Origin of the sequence: Massilia sp. UMI-21, from assembly GCA_015277795.1 — a bacterium.
Lineage (GTDB): Bacteria > Pseudomonadota > Gammaproteobacteria > Burkholderiales > Burkholderiaceae_D > Telluria.
This window is the reverse complement of sequence record CP063848.1, coordinates 360,497-380,710: the sequence shown is the minus strand read 5'-3', so window position 1 is coordinate 380,710 and position 20,214 is coordinate 360,497. Positions and strand designations below refer to the sequence as shown.

The 20,214-nt window shown below is 62.1% G+C and carries 12 protein-coding genes and 1 tRNA gene; 7 read left to right on the top strand and 6 right to left on the bottom strand.

Annotated elements, in window-relative coordinates; translation table 11 throughout:
- The first annotated feature begins 613 nt into the window (after window positions 1-613).
- The gene (locus IM543_01705; protein QOY94660.1) at window positions 614-1,669 is read left to right on the top strand and encodes an acyltransferase; all 1,056 of its coding nucleotides are present in this window, start codon (window positions 614-616) and stop codon (window positions 1,667-1,669) included.
- Between the two features lie 195 nt (window positions 1,670-1,864).
- Here IM543_01705 and IM543_01700 read toward each other — a convergent pair.
- Window positions 1,865-1,940 (bottom strand) — tRNA-Arg (locus IM543_01700).
- Window positions 1,941-2,145: 205 nt separating this feature from the next.
- Here IM543_01700 and IM543_01695 point away from each other — a divergent pair.
- From IM543_01695 to IM543_01685, 3 genes are all read left to right on the top strand, one after another.
- Window positions 2,146-3,027, top strand: coding sequence for a cytochrome c5 family protein (locus IM543_01695; protein QOY94659.1), 882 nt, complete (start codon window positions 2,146-2,148; stop codon window positions 3,025-3,027).
- A gap of 491 nt (window positions 3,028-3,518) precedes the next feature.
- Entirely contained in the window at window positions 3,519-5,504 is a 1,986-nt protein-coding gene (locus IM543_01690; GenBank protein QOY96472.1) for a hypothetical protein, read from the top strand.
- A 750-nt stretch (window positions 5,505-6,254) separates the two neighbouring features.
- A complete protein-coding gene (locus IM543_01685; protein QOY96471.1) occupies window positions 6,255-8,255 on the top strand; it encodes a hypothetical protein in 2,001 nt (666 codons plus the stop codon).
- 179 nt (window positions 8,256-8,434) lie between these two features.
- Here IM543_01685 and IM543_01680 read toward each other — a convergent pair whose 3' ends face one another.
- Both IM543_01680 and IM543_01675 read right to left on the bottom strand, forming a co-directional pair.
- Entirely contained in the window at window positions 8,435-10,504 is a 2,070-nt protein-coding gene (locus IM543_01680) for a M13 family peptidase (protein QOY94658.1), read from the bottom strand.
- Between the two features lie 91 nt (window positions 10,505-10,595).
- On the bottom strand, window positions 10,596-12,656 hold the full coding sequence (locus IM543_01675; protein ID QOY94657.1) for a M13 family peptidase: 2,061 nt from the start codon (window positions 12,654-12,656) through the stop codon (window positions 10,596-10,598).
- Between the two features lie 728 nt (window positions 12,657-13,384).
- Between IM543_01675 and IM543_01670 the strand changes: the two genes are divergently transcribed.
- From IM543_01670 to IM543_01660, 3 genes are all read left to right on the top strand, one after another.
- Window positions 13,385-14,812: a S41 family peptidase gene (locus tag IM543_01670; GenBank protein QOY94656.1), complete on the top strand. Its 1,428-nt coding sequence runs from the start codon at window positions 13,385-13,387 to the stop codon at window positions 14,810-14,812.
- 139 nt (window positions 14,813-14,951) lie between these two features.
- Complete coding sequence (locus IM543_01665; GenBank protein ID QOY94655.1) at window positions 14,952-16,073, top strand: beta-ketoacyl-ACP synthase III; 1,122 nt, start codon at window positions 14,952-14,954, stop codon at window positions 16,071-16,073.
- Window positions 16,074-16,403: 330 nt separating this feature from the next.
- The gene (locus tag IM543_01660; GenBank protein QOY94654.1) at window positions 16,404-17,159 is read left to right on the top strand and encodes a hypothetical protein; all 756 of its coding nucleotides are present in this window, start codon (window positions 16,404-16,406) and stop codon (window positions 17,157-17,159) included.
- Here the strand turns inward: IM543_01660 and IM543_01655 are convergent.
- The 3 genes from IM543_01655 to IM543_01645 all read right to left on the bottom strand — a co-directional run bounded on the left by IM543_01655 (window position 17,156) and on the right by IM543_01645 (window position 20,186).
- Window positions 17,156-19,189 carry an NADPH-dependent 2,4-dienoyl-CoA reductase gene (locus IM543_01655; protein QOY94653.1) on the bottom strand — a complete coding sequence of 678 codons (2,034 nt, stop codon included), beginning with the start codon at window positions 19,187-19,189 and terminating at the stop codon, window positions 17,156-17,158. The two genes, IM543_01660 and IM543_01655, sit on opposite strands and share 4 nt — an antisense overlap.
- A 68-nt stretch (window positions 19,190-19,257) precedes the next feature.
- Complete coding sequence (locus tag IM543_01650) at window positions 19,258-19,710, bottom strand: hypothetical protein (protein ID QOY94652.1); 453 nt, start codon at window positions 19,708-19,710, stop codon at window positions 19,258-19,260.
- A 29-nt stretch (window positions 19,711-19,739) separates the two neighbouring features.
- The gene (locus tag IM543_01645) at window positions 19,740-20,186 is read right to left on the bottom strand and encodes a DUF2721 domain-containing protein (protein QOY94651.1); all 447 of its coding nucleotides are present in this window, start codon (window positions 20,184-20,186) and stop codon (window positions 19,740-19,742) included.
- Window positions 20,187-20,214 lie beyond the last annotated feature (28 nt).

Below are 20,214 nucleotides of genomic sequence, written 5' to 3'. Positions count from 1 at the left end.
GTGCTGGCGGGCTTGTAGAAAATTCATCTGAATGTGTCATGTACCTTTGACACCGCATCTTCACATTCCGTGTACTACAGCGGGTTCGAATGTTGCGTATAGGCACTTTTTCGAGTCTTCATGCTCTACGGCTGTGACTGTTTCACTAGCGCAAGCAAATGAAATTTTATCATTTTCTAAAATTCAAGTTATTTCTCAAATGAATCGTGCGCAGCTCTGCCGGACTCAAAGCTTGCACCTGTGCAAGATCCTTGAACGCTAAAAAGCTGCAATAATTACAATTTCCGATGCATAATCGAGCTGCTGCGCGTTGTGGCAAGCGTCGCGTTCTCTCTAGCGCAGGTCGCCAGTACAATACACTGCACGGGTCCGATTCCTGGCGAAGGGCTGGCCTACCCGGTCAGACGTGCTCAAGCTCGACGGACGCTTCCGGTACACTACCGTCCGCTCGTCGCCCCCATGCGTCGAGCGCGTCAGTGTACGCTTGCCGATCTGGAAGTTGGCACTGAATAGTACAGGGCGTTGCCGGCCGACCACGCGCCAGCTCCCTGCTCACCCAATACCATATTCTCATCGATGCGATATCGGCAAAGATGTGCACATCGGAAATAACATGAATGATGCCGACAATTCTTTAAGCCAGCGTATCGCGCTTCTACGCTTTTTGATGATCTTCGGTATCGTGCTCTTGCATACTCCTCCGTACGTGCCAATCGCGGAAGTTGCAAACAATCCGTTCGACCTGTTCAAGGCATTCTTTCAGCACGCGGTCTTTCGCACGACGGTGCCGGTGTTGACCTGCATCTCTGGTTTCCTGCTATTTCGCGCCGGTCTTGATCTCAACCCGGCAAAGTTGGCACGCAAGAAATTTCGCACCATTGTCGTACCTTTTCTTGTCTTCAATCTAGGGCTGCTGGCCGTGGCGCTGACATTGCAGCAAGGACTGGGGGTAACACTCTCCAACGACATGGTTCCGAAAGACGGCAAAGGCTGGCTGGACGCCGGCTTTGGCTTGACCAGCGCCCCCATCAACTATCCTCTGAACTTCCTGCGCGATCTGGTGGCACTCATGATTGCAGCGCCGCTGCTTGGCTGGCTGCTGCGTCACGCGCCCTACCACGGGTTAGGGATCGTGGTCTTGATCTACCAATTTAATCTGGACGCTTCCTTCGTCCTGCGCGACGTGATGTGGCCAGTGTTTTATGTTGGAGGGCTGGCTGCGGTGCGAGGATGGAATCTGCGCGCGCTCGACCGCTACGCGCCACTGTGCCTGGCGCTGTTCCTGGGGCTATGCGCCTATGTCATCGCCTTCCGCATCGCCAATACAAATATCCTGCGCATGGTTGCGCCGGTGCTGATCTGGCCGGCTGCGTCCTTGCTGCTGCCAACCGCTTTCGGCCGCTGGTTGGGCAAAATGAGCAAATTCAGCTTTTTCGTGTTCCTGGCCCATGCACCAGTGCTGCTGGCGATATCGATCGTTTACAAATCGTTCGCAGCACATGTTCCGTATCCGCTCTATTGGGTGCTGTCCCCGGTGCTGACAACGGCATTGCTTGTGCTCATCCATATGCTGGCCATGCGGACGATGCCAGGTGTGTTCAGCTTCATGATCGGTACCAAGGCAGCGCCCTACCAAAAACAGCCAGCCCCCCTCTTCCAACAAACCTGAGCGGCCTGCCAGGCCAGGAGTTGTCCTGGCGCGTCGCTGCCAGCTCGGCCACCACCTCGAGCTGGAAGCGACGCGGACGCCGCTTTCGCCTGGCGTACTTCGCCAACGCGCGATCGACAGCGCACGGCTGCTCGTAAGCAAGCCCGCAAGCGGCAGGTCTGTTATCTGGACGGGGGAATTACAGGGGGAATCTGGTGGCGCGGCTGGCGGGGATCGAACCCACGACCCTTGGCTTCGGAGGCCAATACTCTATCCACTGAGCTACAGCCGCACTGGAGGCGTAGCGAAGGATACAGTCTTTCTCTGTGCGCGTCCATGGGCAAGCCGTCGTGCGCTCAGGAATTTCGTTACATTTCGGCAGCTTTACGTCTATAATCGGCCGATTATGGGCATTTGCAGAATTGCATCTGGTCGCAAGCGCCGGTAGTGCCAGTTTTTCTGTAGTGGCAGGTTTTTTTAATAGAATTAAGGAAATCATGAGCGACGCACACAACGAACACCAATCCGTGATCCGTACCCCCAAGCAGCTGGTTGCAGCGGTCGCGGGGTTTTTCCTGGTCATCGTCATCGGCATTATCCTCCTCGTGATTTTCGCCACCAATGATCGCCTTACCGGCGCCGGTACCGACAGCCAGAGCGCAGAGGCCGTTGCCGCGCGCCTGCAGCCGGTTGCCGAAGAAGGCTTTACCCTGGTCGATGCCAACGCTCCCAAGGTTCTGCAGGCAGGCAACGCGGTGTACGCCGCCGTGTGTGCAGCCTGCCACGACAGCGGCGCGGCCGGCGCTCCGAAAGTCGGCGACAACGCTGGCTGGGCGCAGCGCATTTCCCAAGGTTATGACACCCTCGTCAAGCATGCGATCGAAGGCATTCGCGCCATGCCGGCCAAGGGCGGCAATCCGGATCTGGACGATCTCGAGGTGGCACGCGCCGTGGTGTTCATGACCAACAAGAGCGGCGCCTCGTTCAAGGAACCGGCAGCACCCGCAGCACCGGCTGAAGCGACTCCCGCCGCCGACACCGCTGCCGCCGCACCAGCCCCGACTGCCGCCGCTCCTGCCGCTCCCGCACCTGCAGCGACGCCTGCCGCAGCTCCGGCCGTCGCAGCCGCCGATACCGGCAAGACCCTGTATAACAGCGCCTGCGTGGCCTGCCACGGTGCCGGCATCGCCGGTGCACCGAAAGTCGGCGACAAGGCAGCCTGGGCACCGCGCCTGGCGCAAGGCAACGCCGTGCTGTACGAGCACGCCATCAAGGGCTTCCAGGGCAAGGCCGGCGTCATGCCGCCCAAGGGCGGTTCGACCGCACCGGATGCTGACGTGAAAGCAGCGGTTGACTTCATGATTGCTTCTGCAAAATAAATCCCCTCCGCAGTTCCCATCCCATCGACCTGCCCGGCTATATGCCGGGCAGTGTTATTTTTTGCCTAAAATTTACAAAAAATAAGGGGAAAAACGATGGTTGCCGAATAATATTCGTTAAACATAGAATAATGTTGTGTTGCATTAGGAAGAGTTTCTGAACGGAATTTGTGATTCCTCTGGGAATTTATTTTTCCTTGGCGTAATCTTTGGGTCTGACAGGGCGTACTCGATACCCCGCATTCCTGAAGAGATACCAAATGAAAAATTCCATCCGACCCCTGAAGCTTCACATCGCAACCAGCGCCCTGGCAGGCGTAGTCCTGGCGGGCTGTGGTGGTAGTTCAACTGTCGAGAATACGCCGGTTGGCAGCATGGAAGGCACCCGCCTCCTGAGCACCAGCAACAGCACCTCGACCTATATTCCTCAGAGCCGCGGCACCACGGCGTCGAACACCAACAACAACACGACCGCGGGCACCGTTACCAGCATCCGCTTCGAAAGCACCGCCTCGGTAACACAGACCAATGTCCCGGTCACCTTCGCCCAGGTCTTCGCACCGGGGCATCTCCTGACCACGGCCTCACTGGTCGGCCGCCTCGACAGTGGCGCCACCGTTCCGCTGCAGCTGGACGTCAAGGCCACACACCCGGACGGTTCGGTGCGCCACGCCGTCATCTCGGCGGTCCTTCCTTCGCTGGGCGCCGGCGAAGTCCATACCATGACGCTCGACCGCAGCGCCGCAGTGGCGAATCCCGCCGGCAACGTTGCCTCGCTGCTCAACGCCGGCTTCACCGCGTCGTTCAATGCCACCATCGACGGCGTCGCCTACAGCGTATCGGCCGACGAGTTGATGAAGGCAGCAAGCCCGGATGCGTGGCTCAATGGCGCCACGGTCAACGAATGGCAGGTCTCCGCTCCACTGAAGAACAGTGCGGGTATCGCCCACCCGCACCTGAGCGCGCGCTTCTCGGTACGCTGGTACGAAACCGCCAAGAAAGCCCGGGTCGATGTCGTCATCGAGAACAACTGGGCTTATGAAACGGCGCCGCAGAATTTCAGCTACGACGCCCAGATCCTGGTGGGCGGCAAGACCGCATATAGCAAACCGGCAATGGAGCACTATCACCATGCACGCTGGCGCAAGATGTTCTGGTGGAACGGCACGGCACCGGAAGTCAACATCAAACACAACACCGGCTACCTGATCGCCAGCCGCGCCCTGCCGAATTACGACCAGGCGCTGAGCATTCCGGAAACGGCACTGAACGCGCTGCAGACCCGCTGGGCCGGTAGCAAGACCGAGCCGATGGGCACTGGTTTGGCAGCGGGCTACATGCCGCAGACTGGCGGCCGCGGCGACATCGGCCTGATGCCCCAGTGGGCAGCCATGTACCTGCTGAGCATGGACCGCCGCGCACGCGACGTCACCCTCGGTACGGCCGAACTGGCGGGCAGCTACTCGGCCCACTACCGCGACAAGCAGACGGGGCAGCCGGTCAGCCTGATCGACTATCCATACATGACCGTGCTGGGCCGCACCGGCGACACCAAGAACCCGGCAACCAAAGTGTATGAAGCCTTCCCGACCTGCGCCACGAGCACTGCCTGTACTTCCCCGTACAAACATGACGTGTCGCACCAGCCGGCATTTGCCTACCTGCCCTATCTCCTGACTGGCGACCATTTCTTCCTGGAAGAACTGCAGTTCTGGGGCATGTACAACGTGTTCAGCTCGAACCCGGGCTACCGCGAAAACATCAAAGGCCTGCTCAAGCCGGATCAGGTCCGCGGCCAGGCCTGGGGGATGCGCACGCTGGCCGAAGCAGCGTACATCACGCCAGACAACGACCGCCTGAAGGAGCACTTCAACCGTATCCTGGACACTAACCTCGACTGGTATAACGAGAACTATCCGAACAATCCCAATGCCAACCAGCTGGGTGTGGTCGTCAACGGCTATGCCATCGTCTATGAGAGCGGACGTGGCCTCGCACCGTGGCAGGATGACTTCTTCACCTCGGCGGTCGGCCATGTACATGAGCTCGGCTTTGCCAAGGCCACGACTTTGCTGAAATACAAGGCAACATTCCCGATCCAGCGCATGGTCGGCCAAGGCGCCTGCTACATCAAAGGCGCCATGTACGAGATGATGGTACGCGATAGCTCGTCAAGCCCGTTCTACACGTCGATCGGCCAGGCATTCAGTGCGAGTAATGAACTCGAGATGGGTGCAGCGTTCAATGAACTCCTGTGCGGCAGCGCGGAAATGGCGACGGCCTTGAAGCTGAAGGTGGGCGAGATGACCGGTTACTCGAGTTCCGCTACTGGTTTCCCATCGAATATGCAACCGGCACTGGCGTATGCGGCCGATGTCGGCGGTACCGATGGCGCCAAGGCGTGGACAGTTTTCATGTCGCGCACGGTCAAGCCGAATTACAGCCTCGACCCGCAGTTCGCCATCGTGCCCCGCTAGACGCCTCGTCGGCCAGCACAAGGCTGACGCACTGCAAGCCCGGTATCCGTACCGGGCTTTTTTTCGTCCCTACCCTCCATGAGCAGGACAGCGCTGTTCATCTATTCTCCAAAATTAATGCCGATGAAATGTTGCTTACCGAAAGTCAACTTTCACTAAGCCAAGCTTAATGGCAAATTCAACAAGATAGCGCAAGTTACCGGGACATTGCGCGCCGATCGGGAAACTTCAAAAAAAATTTCTTCCGCCCTTTCATAGGGAGAACTGCATTGCACGACAAATTTTCTTACGATTGGTTATGTACTTTCCTGTTCGCATCGTATATTCTGCGAAAACTGTGTCCTAATAAATTTCTACAAAGACACAGAAGTGATCCGATGATCAAGAGGTTCTGGGAGCACATCTTGCTCCCGATCTATCAGCGTCGCTGCTCTGGCCCCTGCCGGTCCGGCAGACCGTATGTGATATCCGCTTCCCACTATCAAACGTCCAATGCACTCCATGAAATTCCAGACAGCCACCATCCTGGCCGGCGCGATCCTGCTTGGGTTCGGCGGCAATGCGAAGGCCGAGCAAACGGCAAACACCTCCGGCAGCACCTACATTCCGCAGAGCCGGACTACCGTGCGCACCGGTACGCCTCCTACCGATACCGCATCGACGGCGCCAGCGACGACGAGCCCTGCTTATATTCCGAAAAGCCGGGACGAAGGACCAGTCAGCCCTCCGCCGGTCACGAGCACGGCCACTGTGACCGACGTCCGTTTCGAAAACACCTCGTCATCCACACAAAGCAATGTTCCGGTGACGTTCGGCCAGGTTTTCGCCCCGGGTCATCTCGCGGCGAATGCATCGCTGTCCGGGCGCCTCGGCAGCGGCGTTATCGTGCCCCTGCAGCTCGACGTCAAGGCACGCCATCCGGACGGTTCGGTGCGCCATGCCATCATCTCGGCAGTTCTGCCTTCGCTGGCCGCCAGGCAAGTGCTCACCATGACACTCAACCGCGGCGCGGCGGTCGCCGGCACTGCCGGCAACACAGCCTCGCTGCTCAACGCGGGTTTCAACGCATCGGTCAACGCGACCATCGGCGGGGTGCGCTACAGCGCATCGGCCGATGAGCTGATCCGCAAGACGGTGGCCAAAGCGTGGCTGAGCGGTTCGACCGCCAACGAATGGCATGTGGCGGCGCCCCTCAAGACCAGCACCGGCGCTACCCATCCGCACCTGGCGGCACGCTTTGCCGTGCGCTGGTATGACGCGATCAAGAAAGCCCGTGTCGACGTCGTCATCGAAAACAATTGGGCCTATGAAGCGGCGCCGCGCAACTTTACCTATAACGCGGAGATTCTCGTCGGTGGCAAGGTGATGTACGCCAAACCCTCGATGCAGCACTACCATCACGCCCGCTGGCGCAAGGTCTTCTGGTGGAATGGCGCTGCACCGGAAGTGAATGTCCGGCATAACACCGCCTACCTGCTCGACAGCCGCGCGCTGCCGAACTATGACCGCTCGCTGCAGATTCCGGATGCCGCCCTGAATGCACTCACCCTGGATTGGGCACGCAGTGCGACCGAGCCGATGGGCACCGGTTTGGCGGCGGGCTACATGCCGCAGACTGGCGGCCGCGACGACATCGGCCTGATGCCCCAGTGGGCAGCCATGTACCTGCTGAGCATGGACCGCCGCGCACGCGACGTCACCCTCGGTACGGCCGAACTGGCAGGCAGCTATTCGGCCCACTACCGCGACAAGAAGACCGGCCAGCCGGTCAGCCTGATCGACTATCCGTACATGACCGTGCTGGGCCATCCGGGCGACACCACCAATCCCACCAGCAGGCGCTCGGAAGCATTCCCGACCTGCGCCACGAGCACTGCCTGCACTTCCCCGTACAAGCATGACGTGTCGCACCAGCCGGGATTTGCCTACCTGCCCTATCTCCTGACTGGCGACCATTTCTTCTTGGAAGAACTGCAGTTCTGGGGCATGTACAACGTGTTCAGCTCGAACCCGGGCTACCGCGAAAACATCAAAGGGCTGCTCAAACCGGATCAGGTCCGCGGCCAGGCCTGGGGATTGCGCACGCTGGCCGAAGCGGCGTACATCACGCCAGACAACGACCGCCTGAAGGCGCACTTCAACCGCATCCTGGACAGTAACCTCGACTGGTATAACGAAAACTATTCGAACAATCCCAATGCCAACCAGCTGGGCGTGCTCGTCAACGGCTATGCCATCGTCTATGAGAACGGGCGCGGCATCGCCCCGTGGCAGGATGACTTCTTCACCTCGGCGATCGGTCACGCACACGACCTCGGTTTTACCAAGGCCACGACTTTGCTGAAATACAAGGCGAAGTTCCCGATCCAGCGCATGGTCGGCCAAGGCGCTTGCTACATCAAAGGAGCGATGTACAAGATGATGGTCCGCGATAGCGAAACCAGCCCTATGTACAAGTCGATCGGCCAGGCCTTCGGTGCCAGCAACCAGCTCGAGCTGGGTGCGGCGTTCAACAAGCTGCTGTGCGGCAGCACGGCAATGGCGAGCGCACTGGGCCTGAAAGTAGGCGAGATGACCGGTTACTCCAGTGCGGCCACAGGCTATCCGTCGAACATGCAGCCGGCCCTGGCCTATGCTGCCGATGTCGGCGGTACTGAAGGCGCCCGCGCCTGGTCGGTCTTCATGTCGCGCACCGTCAAACCGAACTACGGCCTCGGCCCACAGTTCGACATCGTTCCGCGCGCCCGCTGAGCACCGTCAGAAATCAGGCTCACCGCCTGCATGCGAAGCCCGGTACTGCCGGGCTTTTTTTCGCCTGTCAGCAACGAGAAAGGGCCGCGTGCGCGGCCCTTTCTTTCATCCGGCAAGCCATGCCTGCCGGAGATGCATCACCAGATGCGCATTACCAGATGCGCATTACCAGATGCGCATTACCAGATGATCACGCGGTCCTTCGGCGCCAGGTACATCTTGTCGCCTTCCTTCACGCCGAAGGCTTCGTAGAAGCCCGGCTGGTTCTTCAGCGTGCCGTTGGCGCGGAACTGGCCCGGCGAGTGCGGATCGGTCTTGACCTGGGCGATCTGGGCCGGCTCGCGCATCTTCGAGCGCCACACCTGGCCCCAGCCCATGTAGAAGCGCTGGTCGCCGGTGAGGCCGTTGATCACCGGGGCCGGCTTGCCGTTCAGCGACAATTTATAGGCCTTGTAGGCGATTGCCAGGCCCGAGTTGTCGCCGATGTTCTCGCCGAGGGTCAGTTCGCCGTTGACCTTGTAGCCCGGCAGCGGGCTGTAGCCGCCGTACTGCTGGATCAGGACCTTGGTCTTCTCGGCAAACTTCTCGCCGTCTTCTTTGGTCCACCAGTTGCGCATGTTGCCGTCGCCGTCGTACTGCGAGCCCTGGTCGTCGAAGCCGTGGCTGATCTCGTGGCCGATCACGGCGCCGATGCCGCCGTAGTTCACCGCGTCGTCGGCCTTGGCGTCGAAGAACGGCGGCTGCAGGATCGCGGCCGGGAACACGATCTCGTTCAGTTCCGGGTTGTAGTAGGCGTTGACGGTCTGCGGCGTCATGCCCCATTCGTCGCGGTCGATCGGCTTGCCCAGCTTGTTCAGCTCGCGCTGGTATTCGACTTCGCGCGCGCGCATCACGTTGCCGACCAGGTCGTCACGCTTGACGTCGAGCGACGCGTAATCCTTCCACTTGTTCGGGTAACCGATCTTCGGGGTGAACTTGGCCAGCTTGGCCTGCGCTTCCTTCTTGGTGGCAGGGCTCATCCAGTCGAGGGTGTCGATCGACTGGCGGTAGGCTTCCAACAGGTTCTTCACCAGGACTTCCATGCGCGCCTTGCGCTCGGCCGGGAAGTGCTCCTTCACGTACAGCTTGCCCACTGCGTCGCCGAGGTTGGCTTCCAGCGTCGAGACGCCGCGCTTCCAGCGCGGTTCCAGCTGCGGGATGCCCGACAGGACGGTACCGTTGAAGGCGAAGCGCTGGTCCACGAATGGTTTCGACAGGTAGCTGGCGTAGCTGTTGACCAGCTGCAGCTGCAGATAGGTCTTCCAGGTCTCGAGCGGCACCCGGTTCAGGACCTCGGCAAAGCCCTTCAGGTAGCTCGGCTGGCTGACGATGACGTAATCGGTCTTGCCCTGCAGGCCGGTGGCGGCCAGCCAGGCGTTCCAGTCGTAGCCCGGGGCCAGCTCGTCCAGCTTCGCCAGCTCGACCTTGTTATAGGTCTTGATCGGGTCGCGGTTCTCGACCTTGGTCCACTGGGCCTTGGCCAGTTCGGTTTCCAGGTCGACGATCGCCTTGGCGCTGGCGGCGGCGTTCTTGCCGCCGGCCATGGCCAGCAGCTTCTCCACATGCTGTTGGTACTTGGCGCGGATGCCGGCCAGCTTGGCGTCGTCCGACTTCAGGTAGTAGTCGCGGTCAGGCATGCCCAGGCCGGCCTGGTACAGGTCGGCCACGTACTTGGTCGAATCCTTGGCGTCCTGGTGGATGTAGAACACAAAGGGCACGTTCACGCCCATCTTGCCCAGGTGCGCGAACATGGCCGGCAACTCGGACTTGTCCTTGACGGCCGCGATCTTCGCCAGCTCGCCCTTCAGCGGCGAGATACCCAGCTTTTCCAGGCGTGCCTCGTCCATGTAGCTGGCGTAGAAATCGCCGATCTTCTGCACTTCCGAGCCGGCGGCCGGATTCTTGGTGGCGGCGGCTTTCTCGATAATCGCACGCAGTTGCGGCAGGGTGTCGTCGCGCAGCTGGTGGAAGGCGCCCCAGGTCGACTTGTCGGCCGGGATCTCGACATTCTTGAGCCATTTGCCGTTCAGGTGCTGGAAGAAGTCGTCCTGCGGGCGCACCGAAGGCTCCACGTATTCCAGCGCGATGCCGGACGACAGCGTGGCCGCCTTGGTACCGCTCTTGGCGGCGCCGGCCGCGTTGCCGGGTTCCGCCTGGGCCAGCGAAGCCACCAGGACGAGCGCCGCAGCGCTCAGCAGATGTCGTTTCATTCGGTCTCTCCGTAATGTGTTGTTGTGTATTGTCTTGATGGTGAACGGGCCGGAAGCTTGCGCTGCCGGCCCGCCGTACTCTACCGCGTAGTTACCAGATGATCACGCGTTCCTGCGGCGCCAGGTACATCTTGTCGCCCGGCTTGACGTCGAAAGCCTCGTAGAACTCGGGCATGTTCATCACGGTGCCGTTGGCGCGGAACTGACCCGGCGAGTGCGGGTCGGTCTTGACCTGGTTGATCTGCTGGGCTTCGCGCATCTTCGAGCGCCACACCTGGCCGAAGCCCATGAAGAAGCGCTGGTCGCCGGTCAGGCCGTCGATCACCGGAGCCGGTTGGCCCTTGAGCGACAGCTTGTAGGCCTTATAGGCGATCGACAGGCCGGCGTTGTCGCCGATGTTCTCGCCGAGGGTCAGCTCGCCGTTGACGTTGTAGCCCGGCAGCGGCGAGAAGCCGTTGAACTGCTTGACCAGCCTGTCGGTGCGGGTCTTGAAGGCCGAGCGGTCCTGTTCGGTCCACCAGTTGCGCAGGTTGCCGTCGCCGTCCGACTGGCTGCCCTTGTCGTCGAAGCCGTGGCCGATCTCGTGGCCGATCACGGCGCCGATGGCGCCGTAGTTGACCGCGTCGTCGGCGCGCATGTCGAAGAACGGCGGCTGCAGGATCGCGGCCGGGAACACGATCTCGTTGGTCGTGCTGCGGTAGTAGGCGTTGACCGTCTGCGGGGTCATGCCCCACTCGGTGCGGTCGACCGGCTTGCCCAGCTTGTTCAGGTTGTAGTTGTACTTGAAATTCGCGGTGCGCATCGCGTTGCCGACCAGGTCGTCACGCTTGATGCTCAGCTTCGCATAGTCGCGCCACTTGTCCGGATAGCCGATCTTCGGCGTGAACTTGGCCAGCTTGGCGCGGGCTTCCTTCTTGGTCTCCGGGCTCATCCACTCCAGGTTGTCGATCGACTGGCCGTAGGCGACAATCAGGTTCTTCACCAGCTCTTCCATGCGCGCCTTGCGCTCGGCCGGGAAGTGCTCTTTCACGTACAGCTTGCCGACCGCCTCGCCCAGCGCGCTCTCGACCGCGCCGACGCCGCGTTTCCACAGCGGCGCCTGCTCCGAGACGCCGCTCAGTGCGGTGCCATAGAAGGAGAAGCTCTGTGCGACGAAGGCTTTCGACAGCAGCGGCGAGAATTCACGCAGCAGCTGCCACTCGAAGTAGGACTTCAGGGTCGACAGCTCGGTCTTGGCCAGCACCTCGTTCAGGCCCTTGAAGTAGCTCGGCTGGTTGACGATGATGGTGTCGAGCTTGTTGCCGACGCCGGCCGCGGCCAGGGCCGCGTTCCAGTCATAGCCCGGCGCCAGCTTGCCCAGCTCGGCCACGCTCATCTTGTTGTAGCGCTTGACCGGGTCACGGTTCTCGACGCGGGTCCACTGCACCTTGGCCAGCTCGGTTTCGAAATCGACGATGGCCTTGGCCTGGGCCGCGGCATCCTTCTCGCCGGCCAGCGCCAGGGTCTGCTCGACGTGCTTCAGATACTTGGCGCGGACCTCGGCCAGCTTGGCGTCATCGAGCTTCAGGTAGTAGTCGCGGTCCGGCATACCGAGGCCGCTTTGCGAGATGTACACGACATGCTCGGTCGAATTGCGCATGTCCTGGCTGACGTAGATGCCATACGGGGTCGATACGCCGATCTTCGACAGGTGGGCCACCAGTTGCGGCAGGCCCTTCTTGTCCTTCAGGGTGCGGATCTTGCGCAGTTCGCCGGCGAGCGGCTTGGTGCCCAGGGCTTCGCGGCGTGCTTCATCCATGTAGCTGGCGTACAGGTCGCCGATCTTCTGGGTTTCGGAGCCAAGCTTGGCCGACTTGTCGGCCTGGGCGGCTTCGATGATGGCCTTGATCTGCGGCGTGGTGTCGTCGCGCAGTTTCATGAAGGTGCCCCAGCTGGCCTTGTCGCTCGGGATCTCGGTCTCTTTCAGCCACTTGCCGTTCAGGTAGGTGAAGAAGTCGTCCTGCGGACGCACACTGGTGTCGATGAACTGGGTGTCGACGCCCGAGATTGGCGCGGCGACCGGCTTGGCGCTGGCGGCGGTCGAATTGTCCGCCGCATTGGCAAAGGCTGCCGCCAGGGACAGCGTCAGGGTGCTCAAAAGGATTCGCTTCACGGATTGGTCCTCGTGCTTGATTGCTTGGAGTGGAAAAAAGCGGCCGGCTTGTGGCCGGTCTTCAGGATGTGCGTCATCAGAGCGTCAGCTCCAGGCGCACGCCGCCAACCGCGTGGGTACGCGGCTGGGTAAAAACAGGCATGGCGGGCTTGCCTGCGCGGGACAGGCGGCGCTGCCTTGCAGAGCGCATCCGCGAGAGGCAAACGGGTCGATATTCTTCATTCTTATCAAGTTCTACCTGGGCTCCCAGTACCGCCCTCGACGGCATGGGGCTCTGCCCATTCTAGCTGGAGCACAAGAGGCAGCAAGCAGACGCAGGACTTTTTTACTTTTCGATACATGCAATCGGGCACATCTGGCATATGCATGTGTTGGTACATCACAACAATATACCAGCCGCTTCAAGTAGCTTTCCCGTGGAAATGTAGAATTCGACGGCAGTGGGACGTAAAAAAGCCCGCGGAGGGGGCCGCGGGCAAGACCACTTCAAAAAGTGGAGAGAGAGAAAAACTGAGATTGAATATAGGCCCGCACTCTTGCGTCCGCTTCGACTCTTACAATTACTTACCAAGCTGAGCAATCTGTAACACGGTGATATCGATCTCAAGCATCGCACGTGCTTTGGCCTGGCAAGGAGCAGTGCCTGGTGTTCGGGTTTATACTGGACTTGTGCTACCTCATGCTTGATAGCGGCGCAAGCGGCGAAGTCAGCTCACACTAGGTGAACCATGGGCTCCACTTTCAAGAATTCCTGTTTCGTCGGCCTGGGCGCCATCGCCGGGGTCGCCATCACCATGCAGTTTTCGGCACTGGCCCAGAAGCCGGTCGAGGCCGGCATGCCGCTGGCCGAACTGCGCCAGCTGGCCGATGTCTACGGTGTCATCAAGTCCACCTATGTCGAGCCGGTCGAGGACAAGGCCCTGCTGTCGCAGGCGATTTCCGGCATGGTGGCCTCGCTCGACCCGCACTCGGCCTACCTCGACCCGCGCGCCTACCGCGAGCTGCGCGAAGGCACCGAAGGGCGGTTCGTGGGCCTGGGCATCGAGATTTCCGAAAGCGAGGACGGCTACATCGAGATCGTCGCCCCCATCGAGGATTCTCCCGCCTGGCATGCCGGCATCAAGGAGGGCGACCTGATCACCCAGATCGACGGCCACCCGGTGCAGGGCCTGCCGATCGACGAAGCGATCAAGCGCATGCGCGGCGAGCCCGGCACCCGGGTCACGCTCACCGTCCTGCGCAAGGCAAGTGCCGCGCCGCTGCGCTTCACCATCGCGCGCAGCGAAATCATCCAGAAGAGCGTCAAGGCCCGGATGGTCGAGCCGGGCTACGCCTGGCTGCGCATCGCGCAGTTCCAGGAACCGACCGTGGACGACATGGCGGCCAAGCTGCAGGCCCTGTACCGCGCCAATCCCGACATGAAAGGCCTGGTGCTCGACCTGCGCAACGACCCGGGCGGCCTGCTGCAGGGTGCGATCGGCGTGGCCGCGGCCTTCCTGCCGAAAGACGCCGAAATCGTCTCGACGCATGGCCAGTTGCTTGAACAGCGCCAGCGCTTCTACGGCCGCCCCGAGTTCTACATGCTGCGCAGCGGCGCCGATCCGCTCGCCAGCCTGCCGCCGGCCTTCAAGAAGCTGCCGATGGTGGTGCTGGTCAACACCGGCTCGGCCTCGGCGTCCGAGATCGTGGCCGGCGCCCTGCAGGACTACAAGCGCGCCACCATCCTGGGCAGCCAGACCTTCGGCAAGGGCTCGGTCCAGACCATCCGCCCGATCGGCCACGACGCCGCCGTCAAGCTGACCACGGCGCGCTACTACACCCCGGCCGGGCGCTCGATCCAGGCGCGCGGCATCGTGCCCGACGTGCCGGTCGACGAAACGCTCGATGGCGACGGCCTGAATGCGCTGCGCATGCGCGAGGCCGACCTCGAACGCCATCTGTCGAACGACCGCGACAAGGAAGCCGCCGCGCGCCAGGAAGACATCGAGGAACAAATGCGCCTGTGGGCCGAGGCGCGCGAGCGCAAGCCGCTCGACTACGGCAGCGCCGACGACTTCCAGCTGGCCCAGGCACTGCGCCACCTCAAGGGCGAGAAGGTGCAGTTGTCGCGCCGCGCCGGTGCGGCCGACACCACCCTGGCCCAGCACGCGCGCTGAGCGGGAGGTCCGCACCGCCAGGGCCTTGCCAATTCCGACAATTCCCAGCCCCGGCATGAGCGTGTAGAATCGGCGCATCTCCCGGCAAAGCTGGCTCCATTTGCCAGTTCGCCTGTTATTTCCTTTGAAAGTCCTTTACATGAAACCTGTCGTGATCAGCGGCACCGGCCTGTTTACGCCGCCGTATTCCATCTCCAACGATGAGCTGGTAACGGCCTACAACGCCTACGTCGAACTGTACAACCAGGAACACGCCGCCGCCATCGCCGCCGGCGAAACCGTCGCGCTGGAGCCGTCCAGCAGTGCCTTCATCGAGAAAGCCTCCGGCATCAAGTCGCGCTACGTGATGGAGAAAGAAGGCATCCTCGACCCGGCCCGCATGACCGCCCGCATCCCGGAACGCGCCGACGAACAGGTCTCGCTGCAGGCCGAGATGTGCGTGGCCGCGGCGCGCGAAGCATTGGCGCGCGCCGGCAAGCAGCCGGGCGACATCGACATGGTGCTGGTGGCCTGCTCCAACATGCAGCGTCCCTACCCGGCCATGGCGGTCGAGGTGCAGGATGCGCTCGGCATCGAGGGCTTCGGCTTCGACATGAACGTGGCTTGCTCCTCGGCCACCTTCGGCATCCAGACCGCGGTCGACGCGGTGCGCAGCGGCCGCGCACGCGCCGTCCTGATGCTGAACCCGGAAATCACCAGCGGCCACCTGAACTTCCGTGACCGCGACAGCCACTTCATCTTCGGCGACGCCTGCACCGCGGTGATCGTGGAAGCAGCCGACACCGCGACCAGCGCCCACCAGTGGGAAATCCTGGACAGCAAGCTGAAGACCAAGTTCTCGAACAACATCCGCAACAATTTCGGTTTCATGAACCGCTTCGACGAAGCCGGCGTCGGCGCCCCGGACAAGCTGTTCCGCCAGCAGGGCCGCAAGGTGTTCAAGGAAGTGTGCCCGATGGCGGCCGAGACGATTGCCGACACGGTCAGGAACGCCGGCCTCGAGGTCAAGGACGTGGCGCGCTACTGGCTGCACCAGGCCAACCTGAACATGAACCTGCTGATCACCCGCACCCTGCTGGGCCGCGACGCCGAACCGAACGAAGCGCCGGTGATCCTCGACACCTATGCGAATACCTCGTCGGCCGGGTCGATCATTGCCTTCCACAAGTACCAGGACGACCTGCCGAGCGGCGCCAATGGCGTGATCTGCTCGTTCGGGGCGGGTTATTCGATCGGCTGCGTGGTGCTGCGCAAGAAGTAACATCACCGCCCCCTCCGACAGGGGGCCCCTGCCTTCCGTCCCGGCGTCCTGCCGGGACCTGTGCGCTTTCCTTGTCCTCCCATCCTGGATCAACGGTGAGCAGAATATCTTCCCGAAATCCTCCCGACACGCTCACAAAAAATATTTAAATTTAGACAAAAATATGTCTTTTCATTAACAGCCGGCGGGTCTATGATCATCGAAAATGACATCAATATGACAAGACTTCGTCGAGTTCATCCCAAGCACGTGCCGTAGGCGTCAGCCACCGCTGCATTGCGCGAGGCAAGGAAGACGAGGCCTGGTCGCCCATACCAGGAGAAAGACCCCATGATCGATACCTCGCCCTCCGTCGTCGAGCCTGTCGCTGTTAACAAGGTGTTAAGCATTGCCGACGCTTTCCGCCTGCACCGCAAGCTGATCGGTATCGGTCTCGCGCTCGTCGTCCTGCACCTGCTGGCGATGGTGATGAAGTACTACTTTGATCGCGACACCGTCTATGGCATCGTGCCCCTGTTCGACTTCTACGAAGAACGCAACGTCCCCACCTATTTTTCCTCGCTCAATCTGTTGCTGACCGCGGGGCTGCTGTTTCTGATCGCGCGCCTGGAGAGCCGCCGTGTCCGAGGCGGCGCGCGGCCCTGGCAGGTGCTGGCCTGCGGCTTCCTGTTCATGTCGATCGACGAGTTCGCGGACCTGAGGATGGTGCTGTCGAATCTGGTCAAGAGCGCCAACAGCGGCGGCGCCGACATGGCGCCCTTCCTGTCGGTCTCGTGGACCCTCCCCGTCGCCATCATCGTGGTGGTCTTGGCGATCTATTTCGTCCCTTTCCTGCTGCGCCTCGAGCGCAGTTACCTGATCCATTTCACCCTGGCCGGCGCCGCCTTCGTATTCGCGGCCATGGGCATGGAAACCTTCGAAGGCAATCACATGCTCATCACCAACGGCAAGCGTGACCTGCTGTTCATGGGGATGGTGACCTTCGAGGAAACACTCGAGATCTTCTCGATCCTGTACTTCCAGCGCTATCTCCTCAAGTACCTGCGCCAGCACTACCTCGGTATCGGACTCAACATCAGGCTTTAAAGCCGGGCGGCCAGCTCGGCCCCCTCGCGGATCGCGCGCTTGGCGTCCAGTTCGGACGCCAGCGCGGCGCCGCCGATCTTGTGGAAGCGCGGCCCGCCTTGAACAGGCGCCGCCGGCATCAGCTCCGCCAGGCTCTCCTGCCCCGCGCAGATCACCACGTTGTCCACTTCCAGCAGGCGCGCCTCGCCCCCGATGCTGATATGCAGGCCGGCGTCGTCGATGCGCTCGTACTGCACCCCCGCCAGCATCTGCACGCCGTTGCGCACCAGGGTCGCGCGGTGTACCCAGCCCGAGGTCTTGCCCAGGCCGGCGCCCGGCCGGGTGCTCTTGCGCTGCAGCAGCCAGACTGCGCGCGGCGGATGCGGTTTTACCGGCGCCATCAGTCCGCCCGGCGTGCTCGATACCGGATCGACACCCCACTCGCTCATCCAGTGCTGCCTCGGCACCGGCAGCGGCACGGCCGGGTCGTGTACCAGGAACTCGCCCATGTCGAAACCGATCCCGCCCGCGCCGATGATGGCCACGCGCCGGCCGACCGGTTTACCGTCGCGCAGCACGTCGAGGTAGCTCAGCACCTTCGGGTGGTCGATGCCGGCGATGGCCGGCTTGCGCGTGGTGATGCCGGTGGCGACGATGACCTCGTCGTAGCCCGCCGCCAGCAGCTCCTCGCGGCTGACGCGCCGGTTCAGCTGCACGTCCACGCCCGTGAGCGCGAGCTTGCGCCCGAAGTAGCGGATGGTCTCGGCGAATTCCTCCTTGCCGGGAACGCGCATGGCGACGTTGAACTGGCCGCCGATGCGGTCCAGGGCATCGAACAGCGTCACCTGGTGGCCGCGTTCGGCCGCCACCGTGGCCGCCGACAGGCCGGCGGGGCCGGCGCCCACCACCGCCACCCGGCGCGCCCGCGTCGTCTTGCGGAACACCAGCTCGGTTTCGTGGCAGGCACGCGGGTTGACCAGGCAGCTGGCGCGCTTGTTCGCAAAGGTGTGATCCAGGCAGGCCTGGTTGCAGGCGATGCAGGTGTTGATCTCGTCGCTGCGTCCGGTGGCCGCCTTGGCGACCCAGTCCGGGTCGGCCAGGAAGGGCCGCGCCATCGACACCAGGTCGGCACTGCCCTGCGCCAGCAACGCTTCGGCGTCCACCGGCATATTGATGCGGTTCGAGGCGACGACCGGAATATTCACTTCATGGCGCAGGCGTCCTGCCACCTCGGCGAAGGCGGCGCGCGGCACCGAGGTGACGATGGTCGGAATGCGCGCCTCGTGCCAGCCATAGCCGGTGTTCAGGATCGTCACGCCGACTGCCTCCAGGGCTTTCGCCACCGCCACCACCTCGTCCCAGGTATTGCCGCCTTCGACCAGGTCGAGCACCGAGTGGCGGTACATCAGGATGAAGTCGGGACCGACGGCCGCGCGGATGCGGCGCACCACCTCGAGCGGCAGGCGCATGCGGTTCTCGATCGGGCCGCCCCATTGGTCGGTGCGCTTGTTGGTGCGCGCGCACAGGAACTGGTTGAGCAGATAGCCTTCGCTGCCCATCACCTCGACGCCGTCGTAGCCGGCCAGCTTGGCCAGCCTGGCGCAGCGCGCATAGGCGGCGATGGTGGCCTCGATGCCGCCGGCATCGAGCGCCTTCGGCTTGAACTTCGAGATCGGCGACTTGATGCCGGAAGCGGAGACCACGAAGGGCTGGTAGCCATAGCGGCCCGCGTGCAGGATCTGCAGCACGATCTTGCCGCCCTCTTCGTGCACGGCGCGGGTGACGCGCCGGTGGTTGGGCACATCGCCGACCCAGTTCAAGGTGCCGCCGAAGGGCAGCAGCCAGCCCTGGCGGTTCGGCGAGATGCCGCCGGTGACGATCAGGCCGACGCCGCCGCGCGCGCGTTCGCGGTAGAACGCGGCCAGCTTGCCGTAGTTGTAGAAGCGGTCTTCGAGCCCGGTGTGCATCGAGCCCATGATTACGCGGTTCTTCAGGCTCGTGAAACCGAGGTCGAGCGGCGCGAGGAGGTGTGGATATGCGGTATCAGTCATCACGGCATTACACCGTGATTTCGTGGAGCGTTGTTACTAAAGTTTTTACTGAACCGCTGTAGGTGGGCTCAGGACAGCTGGGTATCGCGGTCGCGCAGCTCGGCGAATTGCTCGATGCTGCCGATATTGATGACGACCGGATTCAGGCTGGCATTCGGCGACATCGACCGCCAGGCAAACTGCCATTCCTTTTCCTGCGACTGTCCCAGGCTCTTGGAAAATGCCGCGCCCAGCGGCGAGCGCGAACCGTATTCCACCTTCCCGTCGATACCGGCCCAATTCGGCAAGGCGCGCTGCACCGCCCGGTGCACGCGTTCACCGAACAGCTCGGTATTGTGGATCACCAGGCAGCGGTCGGCGGGGCTGAACACATCGAACAGGCGCTTGTCCCATGCGGTCGAGAACGACAGGGCCAAAAAGCCGCCGTCCGGCAAGAGGCGGAACTGTCCGCGCAGCGCGGCTTCGAGTTCGTCTTGCGGTGCATAGCGGTACAGGGTGGGGGGACGTTGATAGTCGTGCATAAATAAAGAAAACCGTTCGAAAAAAAGCGCTAGCGGGACTGCTTGAGCGACAGCGAGTGCTGGACGCGCATGAAGCGCGAGGCGATGAAGATCTCGCGCAGGAAAAAGACGAAGCTGCTGATCAGGCCAAGCATGGCGAGCACGAACAAGGCGGCGATGTACTGGTCCAGCGGCAGGTTGGTGGTGTCGCCGAGGAACAGCAGCGCAATGACGAGGCAGACCATGAGTCCGCACGCGGTGCTGGACGTGATCGCGGTATTGATCAGGTGGGCGCGCACGTACAGCGTCTCGCGCTCGGAGAAGAAGTCGGCGTTGGCGCCTTCCTTGAGGCGTTCGTCGAGCACGCGGGTGCGGTCGATGATGCGCGCCAGCCGGTTGGTCAGCACGGTCAGCTTGGTCCCGACGCCAGTCAGCAGGAACACCGGCGCGATCGCCAGCTGGATGACATGGCCGATGTCGCTGATCTGGATATTCATGGGAAACCGGTGGAAATTGTCAGTATGG